The sequence below is a fragment of the Candidatus Venteria ishoeyi genome, assembly GCF_030378065.1.
Taxonomy (GTDB): Bacteria; Pseudomonadota; Gammaproteobacteria; order Beggiatoales; family Beggiatoaceae; genus Venteria; species Venteria ishoeyi.
Genome location: NZ_JAUCGJ010000006.1, coordinates 63,503 through 81,331, shown reverse-complemented (window position 1 = coordinate 81,331; position 17,829 = coordinate 63,503). Strand labels below are relative to the sequence as shown.

At 44.3% G+C, this 17,829-nt stretch carries 17 protein-coding genes; 15 read left to right on the top strand and 2 right to left on the bottom strand.

Annotated features, from left to right (window positions below; all coding sequences use genetic code 11):
- Window positions 1-1,256: 1,256 nt before the first annotated feature.
- Window positions 1,257-2,648: a cysteine--tRNA ligase gene (gene cysS, locus QUF61_RS03230; RefSeq protein WP_103921744.1), complete on the bottom strand. Its 1,392-nt coding sequence runs from the start codon at window positions 2,646-2,648 to the stop codon at window positions 1,257-1,259.
- Window positions 2,649-2,851: 203 nt separating this feature from the next.
- Here cysS and QUF61_RS03225 point away from each other — a divergent pair, with 203 nt between their 5' ends.
- The 15 genes from QUF61_RS03225 (at window position 2,852) to QUF61_RS03155 (ending at window position 16,776) form a co-directional block, all read left to right on the top strand.
- A complete protein-coding gene (locus QUF61_RS03225) occupies window positions 2,852-3,370 on the top strand; it encodes a FixH family protein (protein WP_103921745.1) in 519 nt (172 codons plus the stop codon).
- 9 nt (window positions 3,371-3,379) lie between these two features.
- Window positions 3,380-4,018 (top strand): hypothetical protein, encoded by a 639-nt coding sequence (locus QUF61_RS03220; RefSeq protein WP_103921746.1) that lies wholly within the window; start codon window positions 3,380-3,382, stop codon window positions 4,016-4,018.
- Window positions 4,005-4,514, top strand: a complete 510-nt coding sequence (locus QUF61_RS03215) for a hypothetical protein (protein WP_289680430.1) — start codon at window positions 4,005-4,007, stop codon at window positions 4,512-4,514. The genes QUF61_RS03220 and QUF61_RS03215 overlap by 14 nt, the downstream gene beginning before the upstream one ends.
- Window positions 4,515-5,271: 757 nt before the next feature.
- Window positions 5,272-5,931 carry a tRNA (guanosine(46)-N7)-methyltransferase TrmB gene (trmB, locus tag QUF61_RS03210; RefSeq protein WP_289680429.1) on the top strand — a complete coding sequence of 220 codons (660 nt, stop codon included), beginning with the start codon at window positions 5,272-5,274 and terminating at the stop codon, window positions 5,929-5,931.
- A gap of 18 nt (window positions 5,932-5,949) precedes the next feature.
- Window positions 5,950-7,533 carry a glutamate--cysteine ligase gene (gshA, locus tag QUF61_RS03205; protein WP_289680427.1) on the top strand — a complete coding sequence of 528 codons (1,584 nt, stop codon included), beginning with the start codon at window positions 5,950-5,952 and terminating at the stop codon, window positions 7,531-7,533.
- 63 nt (window positions 7,534-7,596) lie between these two features.
- Window positions 7,597-8,001 (top strand): holo-ACP synthase, encoded by a 405-nt coding sequence (gene acpS, locus QUF61_RS03200; protein ID WP_289680426.1) that lies wholly within the window; start codon window positions 7,597-7,599, stop codon window positions 7,999-8,001.
- 218 nt (window positions 8,002-8,219) lie between these two features.
- On the top strand, window positions 8,220-8,711 hold the full coding sequence (ribH, locus tag QUF61_RS03195) for a 6,7-dimethyl-8-ribityllumazine synthase (RefSeq protein ID WP_103921546.1): 492 nt from the start codon (window positions 8,220-8,222) through the stop codon (window positions 8,709-8,711).
- Window positions 8,711-9,190: a transcription antitermination factor NusB gene (gene nusB, locus QUF61_RS03190; RefSeq protein ID WP_103921545.1), complete on the top strand. Its 480-nt coding sequence runs from the start codon at window positions 8,711-8,713 to the stop codon at window positions 9,188-9,190. The genes ribH and nusB overlap by 1 nt, the downstream gene beginning before the upstream one ends.
- 67 nt (window positions 9,191-9,257) lie before the next feature.
- Window positions 9,258-9,515 carry a PP0621 family protein gene (locus QUF61_RS03185; RefSeq protein ID WP_103922015.1) on the top strand — a complete coding sequence of 86 codons (258 nt, stop codon included), beginning with the start codon at window positions 9,258-9,260 and terminating at the stop codon, window positions 9,513-9,515.
- 50 nt (window positions 9,516-9,565) lie between these two features.
- Window positions 9,566-11,071, top strand: a complete 1,506-nt coding sequence (locus tag QUF61_RS03180) for an MltF family protein (protein ID WP_289680423.1) — start codon at window positions 9,566-9,568, stop codon at window positions 11,069-11,071.
- Between the two features lie 71 nt (window positions 11,072-11,142).
- On the top strand, window positions 11,143-11,478 hold the full coding sequence (locus QUF61_RS03175; protein ID WP_103921542.1) for a c-type cytochrome: 336 nt from the start codon (window positions 11,143-11,145) through the stop codon (window positions 11,476-11,478).
- Between the two features lie 842 nt (window positions 11,479-12,320).
- Window positions 12,321-13,361 (top strand): lysozyme inhibitor LprI family protein, encoded by a 1,041-nt coding sequence (locus QUF61_RS03170; RefSeq protein WP_289680421.1) that lies wholly within the window; start codon window positions 12,321-12,323, stop codon window positions 13,359-13,361.
- Between the two features lie 131 nt (window positions 13,362-13,492).
- Window positions 13,493-15,226, top strand: a complete 1,734-nt coding sequence (locus QUF61_RS03165; protein ID WP_289680418.1) for a L,D-transpeptidase family protein — start codon at window positions 13,493-13,495, stop codon at window positions 15,224-15,226.
- Between the two features lie 27 nt (window positions 15,227-15,253).
- Window positions 15,254-16,036 (top strand): pimeloyl-ACP methyl ester esterase BioH, encoded by a 783-nt coding sequence (gene bioH, locus QUF61_RS03160; RefSeq protein WP_289680417.1) that lies wholly within the window; start codon window positions 15,254-15,256, stop codon window positions 16,034-16,036.
- Window positions 16,036-16,776, top strand: a complete 741-nt coding sequence (locus QUF61_RS03155; protein ID WP_289680415.1) for an ATP-binding cassette domain-containing protein — start codon at window positions 16,036-16,038, stop codon at window positions 16,774-16,776. Before bioH ends, QUF61_RS03155 begins: the two co-directional genes overlap by 1 nt.
- A gap of 92 nt (window positions 16,777-16,868) precedes the next feature.
- Here the strand turns inward: QUF61_RS03155 and QUF61_RS03150 are convergent, their stop codons facing one another.
- Complete coding sequence (locus tag QUF61_RS03150; protein ID WP_289680414.1) at window positions 16,869-17,828, bottom strand: carbohydrate kinase family protein; 960 nt, start codon at window positions 17,826-17,828, stop codon at window positions 16,869-16,871.
- Between the last annotated feature and the right edge of the window lies 1 nt (window position 17,829).

Sequence of the window (17,829 nt, the reverse complement as noted above, 5' to 3'; positions counted from 1 at the left end):
AATTAGAGTTTCAATAGCCTTAGCGGCCAGCATGCCTGAAACATCGGGTTGCCCCCGTTTCCGCCCCTGAGCCGGAGTTTCAATAGCCTTAGCGGCCAGCATGCCTGAAACTGTACGGATTTCTCAGCCTATGGATATTCCTCAACGTTTCAATAGCCTTAGCGGCCAGCATGCCTGAAACTCGAATATAATCCACCACCAAATATAACACAGATTGTTTCAATAGCCTTAGCGGCCAGCATGCCTGAAACGGCGACACAGATAATAGCAACAGCCACAACACGAAGTTTCAATAGCCTTAGCGGCCAGCATGCCTGAAACGCTGGCAACCATCTAGAGTTCTTACCACGTTTTTTGTTTCAATAGCCTTAGCGGCCAGCATGCCTGAAACTTAATCAGTGAAAGCAGGAAGTTTCATCGTGTTGTTTCAATAGCCTTAGCGGCCAGCATGCCTGAAACAGTACACCATATTCCCCCTTTGAAATCAAGCACTTTAGACCCCGTTTCCGCGAAGCTCTTTAAAATAGCTGTCATTTTTCACAAATCCTCAAAAAATCACTCAAAAAGCAGTCAAAATCAATTGTAAGCAATTGATTTTATAGGTGCCGCGGAGAAATCCAATAAATAGAATCAAGTTTCAGTAATAAATGATTGATTTTTATATCTATTGATTAGCGTATCTAAAAACCACTTTACTGAAGTGGTTTCCTTCGCGGTATCGCACTATTTTAGTGCAAAACGAAGCTCACAAAATCACTACTGCTGGCATTTCCGCCAACCTGGGGGTTTGGGACATCAATCAGCGCCACTGGTTAATGGCTTATCTTACTGCCTGTGCCGAAAATGCTGGCAAAGCACCCCAAGACATAAATTCATTCATCCCCTGGTTGATGGATGAAACGCGCAGGGCAGAATTGACTCGTCCCTATCCCTCCCAAGCACCTCCTGCAAATTCAGTACAAACTCATCTCAACTCATGAGCAAGCATTACTGCAGACACAATTTCAGCAGTAAATAACTCTGATACTTGAGGATACTCTGCTGCCATTGTGTCTGTTGAATGGGGATATCCTGCATTGCTGGAAACCAGGCAATCGTCCTGCTCAGTTTTATCATCACAACTTAACAAATAGCGTATTCAAATCAAAGACTTATAGGGTAATCCCTTGAAATGGTGCCTAAATAAAGTGCCAATCAGTTGATATTACTGGGAATGGGGAGACGGAATATTTACGTGACAGGTATATTCAAATATATTACTTTCGCCGCCAGGTAGTGCCATCCGCGCCATCTTCCAAAATCACATTGGCTGCATCCAATTGTCCGCGAATGCTATCGGCTTTAGCCCAGTCTTTTTCTGTGCGCGCAGTTTTTCTATCAATAATCAATTGCTCAATGGCTTCATCGGACAAGTCACCTTCTGTTTGCGGTGAGGCATTTTTCAGAAATTGTTCCGGATCATTTTCCAGCAAGCCCATGACGCTGGAAAGCTTGCATAATTGTGCGCCTAAAGCGGCGGCTGCATCCATATCAGTTGTACGCAGCTTGTTAATTTCTCGTGCCATTTCAAATAATACCGCCAAGGCTTCCGGGGTATTAAAATCATCATCCATCGCTTCATGAAACTGGGTTTGGTAGATATTACCCGTGGCAGCATTTGCACTATTTGGCAAGCCACGCAGCGCCGTATATAAACGGGTCAGGGCCTGTTGTGCGTTATCCAGTTGTTGATCGGAATAATTTAAGGGGCTGCGGTACTGGCTGGTGAGAATAAAATAGCGCACAACTTCCGGGTGATAGGCTTTCAGTACTTCCCGCACAGTGAAAAAATTCCCTAATGATTTAGACATTTTTTCTTCATTAATGCGTACAAAACCATTGTGCATCCACAAGTCCACAAACTTTTCACCAGTTGCCGCTTCTGATTGTGCAATCTCATTTTCATGGTGGGGGAACTGTAAGTCCATGCCGCCGCCATGAATATCAAAATGATTCCCCAGGCAATGGGTAGACATGGCGGAACATTCGATATGCCAGCCGGGACGGCCTTTACCCCAAGGCGAGTCCCAACCTGGCTCGCCCGGTTTTGCCATTTTCCACAATACAAAATCCAGCGGATTATTCTTGGCGGTATTCACTTCTACCCGGGTACCCGCCTGCAAATCTTCCAGATTTTTACCAGAAAGTTGGCCGTAGGATTTGAATTTATTGACGGTATAACACACGTCACCATCTTTGGCGACATACGCATAACCCTGGTCAAACAGACTTTGAATCATTTCAATAATCAAATCCAGCGAGTCGGTTGCGCGTGGTTCTTGATCCGGGGGTAATACGCCCAAGGCGGCGGCATCTTCATGCATGGCCTGGATAAAACGCGCAGTCAATGCTGAAAAGTCTTCACCATTTTCCTGTGCTCTGGCGATGATCTTGTCATCAATATCCGTGATATTACGCACATAGGTGACATCATATCCCTGTTCGCGCAGATAACGGACTATCACATCAAAGGCGACCATCACCCGCGCATGGCCCACATGACAGTAATCATAGACCGTCATCCCGCATACATAAATGCGTACTTTTTTATCTTCCATCGGCTGAAACGGGGCTTTTTCTCGGGTCAGGGTATTGTAGATATTCAGCATTGCTTATCCGTGTCTGGTATTTTGTTTGTGATAAAAATGCCCATTATACTATAGATTTTCAGGCAAATAATTTCCCGGCACCGAAGCACCGAACTTAATTTGGAGATTGTAATATCTGAAAATCTACACCCGCTTATCCAAGCCTGGATTTTGTATATGCTAAAATAATCTGATTTCAATTTTTTCAACAAAAAGGATTTTTTATGAGTACAGAGAACACCCAGCCAAGACCCTGGTATCGCGAGCCTTATGTCTGGATGATTATCTTTTTCCCTTTTCTTGCTGTGTTGGCAGGTTCAATCACCATCTGGATCGCAATAAAATCTGATGATGGATTGGTAGTCGATGATTATTATAAACGTGGCCTGGAGCTTAATCGCAGCTTTGCCCGCGACAAAGCAGCCAGCCAGTACGGTATTGGTGGTGTGTTACATCTCAGTCCAAATACCTTAAAAGCGCGCCTTTATCTGCGTTCTGATGCCAGTTATGCGTTACCGGAAAAATTAAATTTATCGTTCACACATCATACCCGCACGGGTTTTGATCAAAGTATTGAATTGACCCAGACGGATAAGGGTATTTATGACGCAGCACTGGAACGTGATACCCAGGAAATTGCAGGTGAATGGACAGTGCAACTGGAAACGGATGACTGGCGCTTAGTAGGACATATGCCTGCGTCCAGTTTGAAACTGGAACTGATCCCGGAAAAGCACAGTTAAGGAAATCGCATGAATATTGGAATACAACTGGATATTGATTTTTCCTTATTACGTTTTCCTTTATTTTTGTTTATTTTCAGTTTTATTATTTCAATAGCGATAGTCAAAGTCAGTGATTATTATGAAACGCAGGCGCGACAACATAATATTGAACAGAAGAAACGCCAGCAACAAGCTGATGAGCGTTTTAAGGAGACTCAGGAAGCGCTGAGCATCGCCCAGGATTTTTACCCGGATTTCCAAAAACTGGAACAGCATCACTTTCTGACAGCGGAGCAACGCCTTAATGATTGGATTAAGGTGTTGCGTAATATGCAAAATGAACTTGAATTACCTGGTCGGCTTAATCCCCGGGATACGGAAAACCGTATTTATCATGTGCCAGGTATCCCTGTCAGCAAAGGGTTTAAGGTTCAGCTCTGGTCTTCCAGCTTTGATTTGCCCTTATTGCACATGAATGATTTTTTTCGTTTTATAAAAAGTATTGCCCGCCAACAAACTAATCGCCTATATACCTTTAAAAGTTGCAGTATCAATCGGCTGCACGCCCTTAATTACAAATGGAAAAAATCACCCGGTAAAAAAAATCTGGAAGCGCATTGTGATTTGCATTGGTATACTGCTGAGGTGAAAGATGACATGGAATAAAGCACAAAGCCGCTTATTACTGTTATTACTTTCAGGTTTGCTGGCAGCGGTTGCCGTGCCAGTTGCCGCTGAAGATGATGTGATCCGTTTGTTTTTTACTGCCAATGAACGCAAACAGATGGATTTGCTGCGCCAGCGCAGTATGAACAAAGACATCAGTATATTCATTGAAGAAGAACAAATTATCCCGCCTAGAGTACGTGTCAATGGTCTAATCATTAAACAAAATGGGGAAAACGTATTGTGGCTGAATGAACAGCGCAACCCCCAGAAAAGCAGTTTATACGGCCTCGATATTGATATACAAAATCTTCAGGAGCAAAATGGCGCAGATATCGCAATTCCGGTTTATATTCACAGTCTGGAGCGTGCGGTCAGACTTAAACCTGGACAACATATGGACACCAGTACCGGGGAAATCCAGGAACATTATGCACAGGAGTTACATGATAATATTGAAGCGACTGCGGAATCCACGCCACAACGCCTGGAGTAATCCAATCTGAGTTACCTAAGGAGTGAGAATTTTATAACTTCAGCAACTTGGCTGGTCTTTTTCTCCATTTTCTACGTTATGAAAACAGTTACATAGCTTGCTATGCGCCTGTTTTCACGCCTTGAAAATGAATAAAAATCCTGCGCCCAGTTTCTGTATTTATTTCATCCTCACTCCTAAGCTTATTTCAGTGCTAACTGAAAACTCCGAAGAACTTTTTACCTCTAATAAAATCAATGATTTACGGACTTTTTCAGCGTTTTCAGAATTTTAGTCATGAATTTACTCCCTTGTAATTTTTACGTTGATGAAGGAAATTCACCAAAAATATAACATCAATAAAAATCAGCTCCCAATTTTGGTGTATTTAAGGAACTGAAATACAAACATTATTTCAATAAGGCAAAAGTGATTGATGGAACAGTGGCATGGCCTCATGAGCAAGATATTCCTCTCGTTCCCACGCTCTGCGTGGGAACGAGAAAAAAACGAGAAAAAAATATAGGGTGGAATAGGTGCGTCTGTAATATTTGATTTTGGCAATGCCCTATCACGCAGTGTATTCCACCGAAAAGTTGAAAATGGTGGAATACGCTGCGCTATTCCACCCTACATCGAAATGATTCACCTGAAAATCTATAGCTCAGCATTTTTGCTGCCCCACCTTATGGATTCAGGTATACTTAATAAGTTTTACCCAAGCACTAAGTGCTATCATTATTCCCTATAGTTTAACCCTCTTTAACAGGAAATTTTCATGACCATACGCAGTTTTGTGCGCCGTTCAGGGCGCACCACGCAAGGCCAGAAACGCGCCTTGTCACAACTGTGGGATCGTTATGTGCTTCAACCCGATGCAAAAATGACAGCCGCTGCTATTTTTGGCGACGATAAACCCCTGCATCTGGAAATCGGGTTTGGCATGGGCGATGCCTTGCTGGAAATGGCCCGCGCCCATCCTGAAAATAATTATATTGGCATTGAAGTGTATCAACCCGGCGTTGGGCATTTGTTATCTTTGCTGGAAAAATATGAAGTCGAAAATGTGCGGGTCTCTACCGCCGATGCCATGCAGGTGTTGTCCATGCATACGCCGCTTTCCGCGCTGGATGCAGTCTATATTTATTTTCCTGACCCCTGGCCTAAAAAACGCCATCAAAAACGCCGCATGATTCAAACGCCGTTTTTAAATGTATTGGCAAAAGCGCTGCGCCCTGATGGTGTACTGAATCTGGCGACCGACTGGGAGCATTATGCCCGGCAAATGTTAACGCTGTTAGAAGCGCACCCGGATTTTGATAATCTGGCGGGTTCAGGCTTTTCTTCACGTATTCCCCAACGTCCGCTGACCAAATTTGAGCAGCGCGGCCTTAAGCTGGGACATGGCGTTTGGGATCTGCGTTATCAACGTCGCTAACGTCTAAAGGTTTTTATTTTGTATTCTCGCGCCGAGCAACGTCTCCAAGCCTTGTCAGATAACCAACTTCAGCACCTGCTGCAAAACAGCCAGATTGGTCTGGAAAAAGAAAGCCTACGGGTTGCCAGGCGGGGTTCAATTGCGCAAACGCCGCATCCTAAAGCCTTGGGTTCAGCCTTAAGCAATCCCTGGATTACCACAGATTATTCTGAAGCATTATTGGAACTGATCACGCCGCCCTTTGAGTCGTTGCGAGAGAGCCTGGAATTTCTTTGTGCCACCCATCAGTTTGTGTATCAAAACCTGGATGAAGAAATTCTCTGGGCCACCAGTATGCCTTGTATACTTGCAGGTAGTGGCGATGAAGGCATTCCGCTGGCTTATTATGGTGAATCCAATCCCGGTGTGATGAAAACCGTATATCGGCGTGGTCTGGGTTATCGTTATGGACGCATCATGCAGGTGATTGCCGGGGTGCATTTTAATTATTCTTTTTCACCGGATTTCTGGGCGGCTTATCAAACCCTGGAAGGCGATCAGCAACCGCTGCAAAGTTTTATTGATCAACATTATTTTGGCTTATTACGTAATCTGCAACGTTTTGGCTGGTTAATTCCCTATTTATTCGGGGCTTCCCCTGCGGTTTGCACCTCTTTTTTACAGGATCAACGTCCGCGCAGTTTACAACCTTTTGATGACAGCACTTATTATTCGCCCCGCGCCACTTCTTTGCGCATGGGTGATATTGGTTATCAGAATAATAAAGAAGTCGATAGCGGGGTAAAAGCCTGTTATAACGATTTGCAACGCTATACCGACAGCTTAATGACTGCCACCCGCACCCCTTGCCCGGAATATGAAAAAATCGGAGTGCAGGTTGCGGGGGTTTACCGGCAACTTAATGCCAATCAATTGCAGATTGAAAACGAATATTACAGCACGGTGCGCGCCAAGCAAATCACGCAGGATATGGAAACGCCGAGTCTGGCCCTGCGTCGCCGGGGGGTGCGTTATATTGAATTGCGCTCTTTAGATGTCAATGCTTATGATCCGCTGGGTATTAATGAAACCCAACTGCGTTTTCTGGAAGCCTTGATTTTATTTTGCCTGTTGCATGAAAGCCCGGATCTCAGTTGTGAAGAGATTGAAGAAATTGATAGTAATCAGACCCAGGCGGCACATTACGGGCGCGATCCCTCTTTATTATTACGCCGCAAGGGTAAAACCCGTTTATTGCGCACCTGGGCCACAGAGTTATGCTGCGCTATGCAAGGCGTTTGCGAGATTTTGGATTATGGTACAGGAAAAACCGCTTATATGGATGCGCTGGAAGAACAGCAGGAAGTGGTACATAATAGTGAACTCACGCCTTCGCAAAGAATGCTGACCGAGATGCGTGATACCCGCGAAGGTTTTTATGAATTTACGCGCCGCCTGTCACAACAACATTTAAACTATTTTATGAATCTGCCCAAAAATCCGGAAAAACAGGCTTTTTTCCAAAAAGCAGCACAAGATTCTCTGCTACGCCAGCAGACGATAGAAGCTGAAGACAGCAGCAGTTATTCCGATTATTTGGCGCAGTATTTTTCTCAAAATTAAACCGATAGGTTTTCAGGTAAATAACTGCCAACTTAATTGCGTAAATTATGTCGGAGTCTATAAATGTCTATTTATGGTATTGGCGTTGATATTGTCGAATTGGCGCGCATACAAAGCAGTCAGAAAGAATTTGGCGAGCGTTTTGCCCAGCGTATTTTGCATCCTAATGAACAAAAAGCACTGGAGGCATTAAGCGATCCACAACAAGTCAGTGCTTTTCTGGCCAAGCGTTTTGCCGCCAAGGAAGCCACTGCCAAGGCTTTAGGTACAGGGTTTCGTGATGGTATTGCTTTTAAGGATATTGAAGTGCGCCATGATAAGCTGGGTAAGCCGCTGTTATATTTTTATGGCAAAACCAATCTCCGGGTATTGCAGCAGGAAATTGGCAAATCTCATATTAGCCTTAGTGATGAACACAGTCATGTGGTGGCATTTGTGGTATTAGAGCAGGGGTATGAGGGTGGGTGATACGTAAAAGCAGAAGGTATTTTAATGACGGCGAAAAACCTGAAGCAGGCAGGGATAGCGATAGAGACTATTGCAGAGGTTACAGGTTTACCCATAGAACAGATCCAGGCATTAAGTCCAAAACCTTGAATTACGCTAAAATGGATCAACTATACATCAACGACTAATGATTTATAAACATATCTCGCGCCAAGCGTTTGTGTTTTAACGGAGCAAATATGAGCCAATATCAAACCATAGAAGGGGATTTTATGACCCAGGTACAGGAAACCGCCTCTTATGCCATCGTTGCCGGGCGTTTTAACAGCTTTATTACTGAAAAACTGCTGGAAGGCGCAGTGGATACGCTGCAACGTCACGGCGTTAAATCAGAAAATATCACCGTTGTCTGGGCACCGGGTGCTTATGAAATTCCGCTGGTGGTGCAAAAGCTGGCTGAAACCGATAAATATGATGCCATTATTGCGGTTGGCGCGGTCATTCGTGGCGGTACGCCGCATTTTGACTATGTTGCGGGAGAGTGCGCCAAAGGTTTAACTCAGGTTGGCTTAAAATATGATATGCCTGTGGTATTTGGTGTTTTAACCGTCGATACTATCGAGCAGGCGATTGAGCGCGCAGGCACCAAAGCGGGTAATAAAGGCGGGGAAGCAGCCTTATCCGGGCTGGAAATGGTCAGTTTAGTGCATAAACTGTCAGCAGATTCATAATGCAAAAAACAAGTAAAAAACGCGCCGGAAAAAAACGTAAAACCAGCCCACGCAGCCATGCCAGACATCGCGCACTGCAAGCTTTATATCAATGGCAGATCGCTAAACACTCTCTGGTTGATATTGAAGAACAATTTCTTGCGGCTGATGATGAAAATGAAGTAGATATTGCACAGGTTGACGTGCTGTATTTCCGGCGTTTGCTCTATGAAGTTGCAGAACAGGTTAAAACCTTGGACAAACAATTGGAGCCTTTGTTAGATCGCCCCTTGCGCCGCCTGGATCCCATTGAGCATACTATTTTGCGTATGGGTCTGTATGAATTGAACTATTGCCCGGAAGTGCCCTGGCGGGTGGTTATTAATGAGTCAGTGGAATTGGCCCACCGTTTTGGTGCGGACAAAAGTCACAAATTTATTAATGGCATTTTGGATCGGGCTTCGGTTAATCGTCCGGATCGCCAGAAGCAAGCAAAATAAATAACCTGTAAATGTTTTATGGATAACACCCCTTCGAAGGGGTGTTATCCGTTTAGGATTATGCCTTATGTTTATACGCACATTGATCATCCTTATCGGAATTTGGATGCTATGGCGAATTTTCCAGGGTTATAAAGCTTCGTTGGAAAATGAAGCAGAAAACCAGACCAAGCAGAAAAAACAAAATCAGGCAATGCCGGAAAAGCAGCACATGCTGCCCTGCGCTTTTTGTGGTATGCATATACCGGAACAAGAAGCAATTCATCGTGGCGATAAGGTTTATTGCTGCCAGGAACATCGTCTGGCAGATGAAAACCAACGCTGAAACCGTCAAAAGCATAAACTCCCCAATACCTGATAAGCAAGGTGCTGCCCATGAAACCGCTTTATTATTTTTTATGTTTATTGTTCCTGACGCATAACCCGGTTTTTGCTGCGCCCGATAATGCCAATATAGACCCCTCCATAGCAGCGCAAAAAGCCCAGGATTTAATTGAACAAATTCCTGTCACTGCTGATGGACGGGAAATATTTTTAGCAGACGCGCCCTGGCTTGGGGACTTTGAGGGCATGAAACAGCGTCGCCTTATCCGCGTCCTGGTGGTATATAACAAGATGTTATATTTTCTTGATGCAATGCGGCAACGGGGTGCTAGTTACGAAGCCTTAAAAACCTTTGAAAACTATCTGAATAAAAAACTGAATAATGGCACGCTGAAAATTAAAGTTGTTTTTATTCCGGTGCGGCGCGATGAGCTGATTCCCGCCTTAATCAAGGGCTTGGGTGATATTGCTGTCAGTAATCTAACCATTACCGCAGTGCGCAAGCAACAAGTGGATTTCAGTGATCCGGTATTTAGCGGCGTTGATGAAGTATTGGTAACGGGCATCCATGCACCCCCCGTTAAAACCCTGCAAGACTTATCAGGAAAAACACTTCATGTCAGGCAATCTAGTAGTTATTACAGCAGCTTACAGCGTCTAAATCAGCAGTTTAAGGAACAAAACCTAAAGCCGGTGCAGATTATTGCAGCCGATGAATATTTAGAAGATGCTGATTTGCTGGAAATGGTGAATGCCAGCATGATTCCAATGGTGATTGTTGATAGCCATAAGGCAAAATTCTGGGTGGAAGTCTTTGACCAGATTCGGGTCTATTCTGATATTGCGGTTAATACCGGTGGCAGCATTGGCTGGGCAATTCGTAAAAATAGTCCACAATTAAAACAACAGCTCAACAGCTTTATTAAAAAACATAAAAAAGGCACCTTATTTGGTAATATTATTTTCAAGCGTTACCTGAAACACAATAAATGGGCGCGTAACACCATGAGTCCTGGAGAAATTAAAAAGTTTCAGGATACCCTTAATTTATTTAAAAAATATGCCGATCAATATGCTTTTGATGTGTTGATGCTGGGTGCCCTGGCTTACCAGGAATCACAACTGGATCACAGTAAGCGCAGCAAAGCCGGGGCTGTCGGTATTATGCAGATTTTACCCAGCACGGCTAAAGATCCGAATGTGAATATTCCAGACATTCACAAACTGGAAAATAATATCCATGCCGGTACCCGTTATTTACATTTTTTACATAAGCGTTATTTTGATAAGTCAGAAATTGACCTGCTCAATCAAATGCTGTTCAGTTTTGCCGCCTATAATGCAGGCCCTGCAAAAGTACGCAAATTGCGCAAGCGTACTAAAACGATGAAACTGAATCCCAATATCTGGTTTGGTAATGTTGAGGTCGCAGCTGCTAAGATTATTGGTCGTGAAACTGTGCAATATGTCAGTAATATTTATAAGTATTTTATTGCTTATCGTTTAATTGTTGAACAATTACAGGCCAGGGAACAAAAACGTAAGGCACAGTTTTAGCATGTAGTTAAAATATTCTGGTTTATAATAAAATTAGGTTTACACACTCATCATAAACGGAGAACGATTTGATGAAATATTTTTCTAAAGTTATGTTCAGTAGTATCGCAGGTTTTTCCATGTTAGCAGTCAGTGCTTTGGCACAAGCAGAAGATGGTGTCGAACTGGCACGCAAAAACTCTTGTCTGGCCTGCCATAGTATTGATAATAAAATTGTTGGCCCGGCTTATAAAGAAATTGCCAACAAATACAAAGGTGCGGATGAAGCCATGATTCAGCAGTTGCGGGATAAGGTGAAAAATGGTGGCAGTGGCACCTGGGGTAATATTCCTATGCCACCTAATGCTACGGTTTCAGATGAAAATATTAACATTCTGGTGAGTTGGGTTTTGTCTTTAGCTGACTAATAAGCTTCATCCGCCGTTGCACAGCTAAAAAGTGCTTTTACCTTGCGCTAAGTTATAGATACTAAACAACCACCCGCTAAAAGACGGGTGGGTTAGAGCGTTTGGTGGCTGAAAGCCGAGATACAGGGCGGACAAGCCCTGTTGTTTGGCCCCAACGGGGCGCATTAATATAGCCAGGGGCAACGCCCCACTGCCATTAACTTAAAGAGCCCAATCCTCGGATTGGGAGTCTAAAAAGCACACCCAAGCCAAGGCTTGACCTCCTTTAAACTTTTGTGCCAGTATTAAGTTTAGACTTTTGGTTAAAAATTATTGCTTTATTCTCATTGGGTGAGCAAGTATATCCCTGAAAGGGATAAACATACTAGCCTGGGGCAGCGCCCCAGGCAGGTTATTTTGTTGAATTAGAGCCCTGAAAGGGCGATACATCAGAGGGCGCATCATTTATGTATCGCCCTTTCAGGACTCTGGTATCATCACATTACACACCCAGGGCGTTGCCCTGGGCTGGTATGTTTTGCCCCTTTGGGGCTTGAATATTTTCTTAAGTTAATGGTAGTGGGGCAACGCCCCTGAAATTGTATTCGTGCCATTCTCTACCCTGGGGCGTTGCCCCAGGCTATATTAAAATACCCCTTTGGGGTGTTAGCGCTAAAACCCATATTTTAAGTTTTACCGTTAAACATTAGAGATAAATCTGTTCGCCTGAAAGGCGAAGGTTTTAACCTTGTGCATGGAAAATAAACTTTTCAGCATTTCAAGTGTGTTCAAACATTGCATGGTATACAATTCATGCAATGTTTTTTTATGTTTGGTATTTTTTCTTAAGGAGGGGGGATGGTATGCGTACTTTAATTTTGAGTATAAGTCTGATAGTGCTTGGGTTTGTCTCACAATCTATCAGTGTTTATGCAAAATCACCCATTGCAGCGCCCAAACAAAACTTAAGCCAATTCAGCGCAGGATTTCGTGAAATCTGGGCCAGTCTGGATAAAACGCAGAATAATTGTCCTGATGAATATGACTATTATCCTAATGGTGGTATGCGTATATTTTACTGTCATATTAAAAATTTTATGGATTATAAACAACTGCAACAGTTGTCGAATATACCCATATTTTTGCGCGGCCCACACAGCAATACACAATTGAATTTACATGCGCGTTATAATTTTGGTTATTACAATCCTGAGTTTGTCACCTGGCTGGTAGAACATGCGATTCCCGGTGAAAAAGACCAGACATTCCGTTCCTTGACGCAAACAATGTATGCTCAATTTGTTAGTATACCTGCCAGAATTTATTATATGGTTTACCAGGAATTACAGTCGAAACCAGCTTTTCATATTGCCCAGCAGCAAAAATATGAGGATCTGATTGTCAATCAAACCCTGCCGCAATATTACCGTGATGAATATTATGAATTTGCAGGTTTAGAACAAGCCGGTTATGACGGCAATATTGTTTCAGGTGCGGTTTTATTTTGGCTGCGGCGCGGTATTGATGGTACGGCAGCACAGTTTTATCAGGGATTGGAAAAATTAATTAAAACCTATGATGCGGACTTTGCAAGCCAGTTTTTATGCCAATATGCCAGCGCCCCCACTTCCCGGAAAAAATGTGCTGATAATGAATACCAAAAAGCTGATCAGGTTTTAAACCAGGTTTATGGAGACTTAATGAAAAAACTGGATAAAAACAGCCAGAAAAAATTACGCCATGCACAGCGTAAATGGTTGGAATACCGGGATGCCAATGCGGGTTTTCTCGCTGAGTTCTACCAGGGTATCAGGCATAATGAAGTGGCACATATTGAGGCGAAAACCACGCTCACGCGAGCCAGGGCAGAAGGCTTGCAGGGGTTATCCATACAAATTCAATAACTTCGGCATAAGCTCGATTTGCGCTAATGGCACAAAAAACCACTGCCGTCTTACGCGAAGTTTTTGATAGTGGGTACCGGGTTTTATCGTTTTTTATTAAAAAACCTTAAGTCGAGTTCAGATTAAATATTATGTTTCCAACGCGCATCACTGCCTGTTTATCGCATCGGCTGCAAGCTCTGTGGCTGATGTTACTATGCGCGTCCGCAAGCTCTGCCGCACCCACTCTCAATCCCTTTGAAACTTTTGTACCGCCACCGGTCACGGAGTTGGCCCAAACCTTTTCCCTGCAAAGTTACCGTTTAGCGCAGCGCTTATTTTCTGAGCGTATAAGCGTGGCGGGTATTATGCTGCAAAGTCCCGATTTACTCCGTAAACTTTATGGTAAACGCGCTTATCGCCCGATTTGGATTCAGCCAGAAGGGATTAATGAGCAGGGACAGATATTATTCCAGGTTTTACGCTGGGCCTGGCGTGAAGGTCTGGAGCCGGAAGACTATTATGTTTCACTGATTAGCGTATGCCTGAACCACTTACGGACAGGCACTTGTGAAGAGGCTGATTTAGAGTTGTTACTCAGTGAAGCTTATCTGCGTTACAGTAAGCATGTACGCTTTGGACGCTTAGATCCGCAACAGGTTATTCGTGACTGGCACTTAAAGCAGGATGAGAACTGGAAAGCCCTGGATATGCTGGAAGTCGCTTTAGAGCAAGGCCGTTTATCTCCTTTCTTGCACAGTTTAGCCCCTCCCCATCCCCAATATCAAAAATTAAAAAATCTCCTGGCAAACTATCTACGTCATCAGGACAATACGCTATGGCCGCTATTCTCTGGCAGAAAAAAAATTGAGCCGGGGCAGTCCCACCCAACCATTGGTTTATTGCGCACCCATTTACAGGAAACCGGGGATTTTCAGATTAAACAATGCGCAGACCGACCGGAACAACTGGACCCAATGCTCACTGAGGCTTTACGTCATTTTCAAGCGCGTCACGGCTTGCAGGTTGATGGACAATTGGGGCGGGATACCCGCGCAATGCTTAATGTCGGTCTGGAACAGCGCATTGGACAAATTCGATTGAATATGGAACGCTGGCGCTGGGTTCCCCGGCAATTGGGATCACGTTATATCTGGGTGAATATTGCTGATTTCAGCTTAAAAGTGATTGAAAATCAGGAAGTCACCCAGCAAATGTCCGTTATTGTCGGGCGCAAGGATAGACGCACGCCTGTATTTTCTGGAAAAATAAGCTATCTGGTACTCAATCCAACCTGGTCAGTGCCGCGCAGCATCGCTCTGCGTGATATTTTACCCAAGGCCCGTCAAGATGCCGAATATCTGTTGCGCAAAGGTATCCAGGCTTTTAATGGTAATCATCTGGTTGATACACAAACCTTGCAAAATGCTTTGTTTCAGGGGAATAATTTTCCTTACCGTTTACAGCAAATGGCGGGTAATGGCAATGCGCTGGGGCAGGTTAAATTCATGTTCCCCAACCCATTTAGTATTTATTTGCATGACACGCCCAAACGCGCACTGTTTAAAAAAAACCAGCGGACGTTCAGTTCCGGGTGTATTCGCCTGGAAAAACCCTTGGCACTGGCAAATCATTTGCTGGGAAAAAACTGGAATCAAAAACGTCTGGATATAGAACTCCAAAAAGGTCAAACTCAAGAAGTTAAATTGCAAGTGCCGATTGCTGTATATTTAACCTACTGGACTGCCTGGGTTGATGAACAGGATAAGGTGCAGTTTCGCAAGGATGTTTATAACTGGGATCGCCGCCTTGTGCGCGCGCTGCAAAAACTCAAACATCCTGATTCCCGACAGTTGCAACGAGCAATGATGGCAAAACTCAAGTAAACTTGAGTTTGGTATAGGAAAGTATTTTTGAAGTTATTTATACACACCTCAGGTCAGGGAAGACCGCTGATTTTATTACACGGCTGGGGCTTTCAGCACCAGGTCTGGGATCCGGTTGCAGCGGCGTTAAGTCAGCATTATTGTGTCCATCAAGTAGATTTGCCGGGATATGGCAACAGCGATCCTCTGCCAGCAGGCAATAATTCACTGCTCACGCAGGTCACATGGCTGGCTGAGCAACTACCCACGGGAATCTGGCTGGGTTGGTCACTCGGTGGTCTGCTGGCCCAGCAGTTGGCTGTCAGTTATCCTGACAAGGTTTCCGCCCTCTGTCTGGTGGCAAGCACCCCCTGTTTTATGCAGGCAAAAAACTGGTCACATGCCATGCCTGCTGATACGCTGGCAAATTTTGCGCAGAATCTGAAAACTGATTATCAAGCCACCTTATTACGTTTTATGAGCTTGCAAATCAAAGGTAGCGTTGATGCGCGTGTGCATTTGCGCAAATTACGCCAGGACTTAAGCCAATCTCCCCCACCCAGCAGTGCAACACTGGAAAATGGCTTGAGATTGCTGCAAACCAGTGATTTAAGAGCGCAGTTAGCACATATTGCCTGTCCCGTCTGGCTATCATTAGGTGAACGCGATACCCTGGTGCCAGTCAGCGTAGCACAAGACTGGAATAGACATGGACTGACGCAGTTACAAAGCTGTATTATCGACAATGGCGGACACATGCCATTTTTATCACATAGCGGACTTTGGCTGGAAAAATTACAGGTTTTTCTTAATGACTTACAGGGCGCGTGATGATTAGGCCACATTTTGCGCTGGAATGCCGCAATCTCAGTTTGCAACGTAATCGACGTTTATTGCTCAATCAAGTCAATTTGCAATTAGCTGAAGGGGAAACGCTGGGTTTAGCCGGTTTAAACGGTGCGGGTAAAACCACCTTATTAAAAGCGGCCTTAGATATATTAAGCGTCCAGTGTGGAGAAATTCTCTGGTATGGACAAAGTCATCAAGACCCACAATCCCGCCAGCACCTGGTATTTTTTCCAGAACAAAGCAGCCTGCCGGACTATTTGACCGGGCGAGACTTTCTGCATTTAATGTTGCGTTTTTATCAACGCCCCCGGGTTGCAGATGAAATTGAGGCGGCTTGTTTAACTTTGGATTTTCAGCCCGATTTATTATCAACAAAAATCTGCACCTATTCCAAAGGTACACAGCAAAAACTGGGCTTAATCAGTTGCTTTCTCAGTGGTCGCCAGGTCTTTGTCCTGGATGAGCCAATGAGTGGCTTGGACCCTAAAGCGCGTTTATTATTAAAACAAGCCTTGCAAGGCTGGAAAACAGCGGGTGGCACGCTGCTGTTTACCGCGCACAGCCTGGAAGATGTCATCAGCCTGTGTGATCGGATGCTGATACTGGAACAAGGACAAGTGTATTTTACCGGCACACCGCAGGCATTTCTGGAGTATTATCAGAGCGACAGCCCGGAAAAGGCATTTTTAAGCTGCCTGGAAAATCCTTGTTTAAAATGCTGAAATCTGGTATCTGAATTATCAATATAGCATGAGACGGAAGCGGTTTTCAGTGCGATAAGCACTAAATGAAGCTTGTGTCGAATTCATTTTCATTAGCTAATCAGCGCATAACCATAAACCTGCTGAAAAAATTGTTTAAAGCGTTCCAGGTTCAAGCTGTGTTGCTGGGTGCCGTGATGTTCGGCTTTAATTGACCACATCAGGCTGGCAATGCGTCCACTGGTTTCCCAGTCAATGTCATTATATAAACCATATAATAAACCCGCGCAATAAGCATCATCACAGCCTGAGCGATCTGACATCGTACGCGGATACACACCGGGTAAGCTGTATTCCTGATCATCAACATAAATGATGCTGCCTTGTTCACCTTTATTGATAATTAATCCCTGCATACGGCGACTGATTTGCACAGGTTGCAAGCCCGTGATTTGCGTCAGAAATTGATACTCATCCTGATTAAATACGGCCCAGTCTGCCTGCTCAATAAAGGTCATAATATCTTCATTAAGCATTTCATACAGACTTTGACCGGGATAAAATAAGAAGGGAATCCCCAGTTGCACCAGTTGGCGCGCATGGGTGCGCATACCTTCCTCGCCATCGGGCGCAATCACCGCTAAATTGAAACGCGCCTCGGTGGGTACCTGGTTATAATGTGAAAAATTCATCGCACCAGGATGAAACGCAATGATCTTGTGATCATCCATGTCCTGTGTGATGTAAGTCTGTGCGGTATAAGTATGGGCGATACGCTTCACATATTGTGTTGAAATTGCGCACTTATCCAGCCAGGTTTGGTAAGTGCTGAAATCAGTTCCCACAGTGGACATCATTTCAGCACTTTTTTCCAGTTGCTTGAGGTTGTAGACAATATTCCCGGCACAACCACCGTATTCCCGGCGCAAATCGGGTACCAGATAATAAGTTTCCGTATCTTCCGGGGTGTTTTTTGGGTTCTGGGACACAGCATTGTGTACAGGACGTTGTACTTTTTCAGTCAACAACATCGTGGTATCAAAAGCCAATGAGCCACAAACAAGAATTGACATG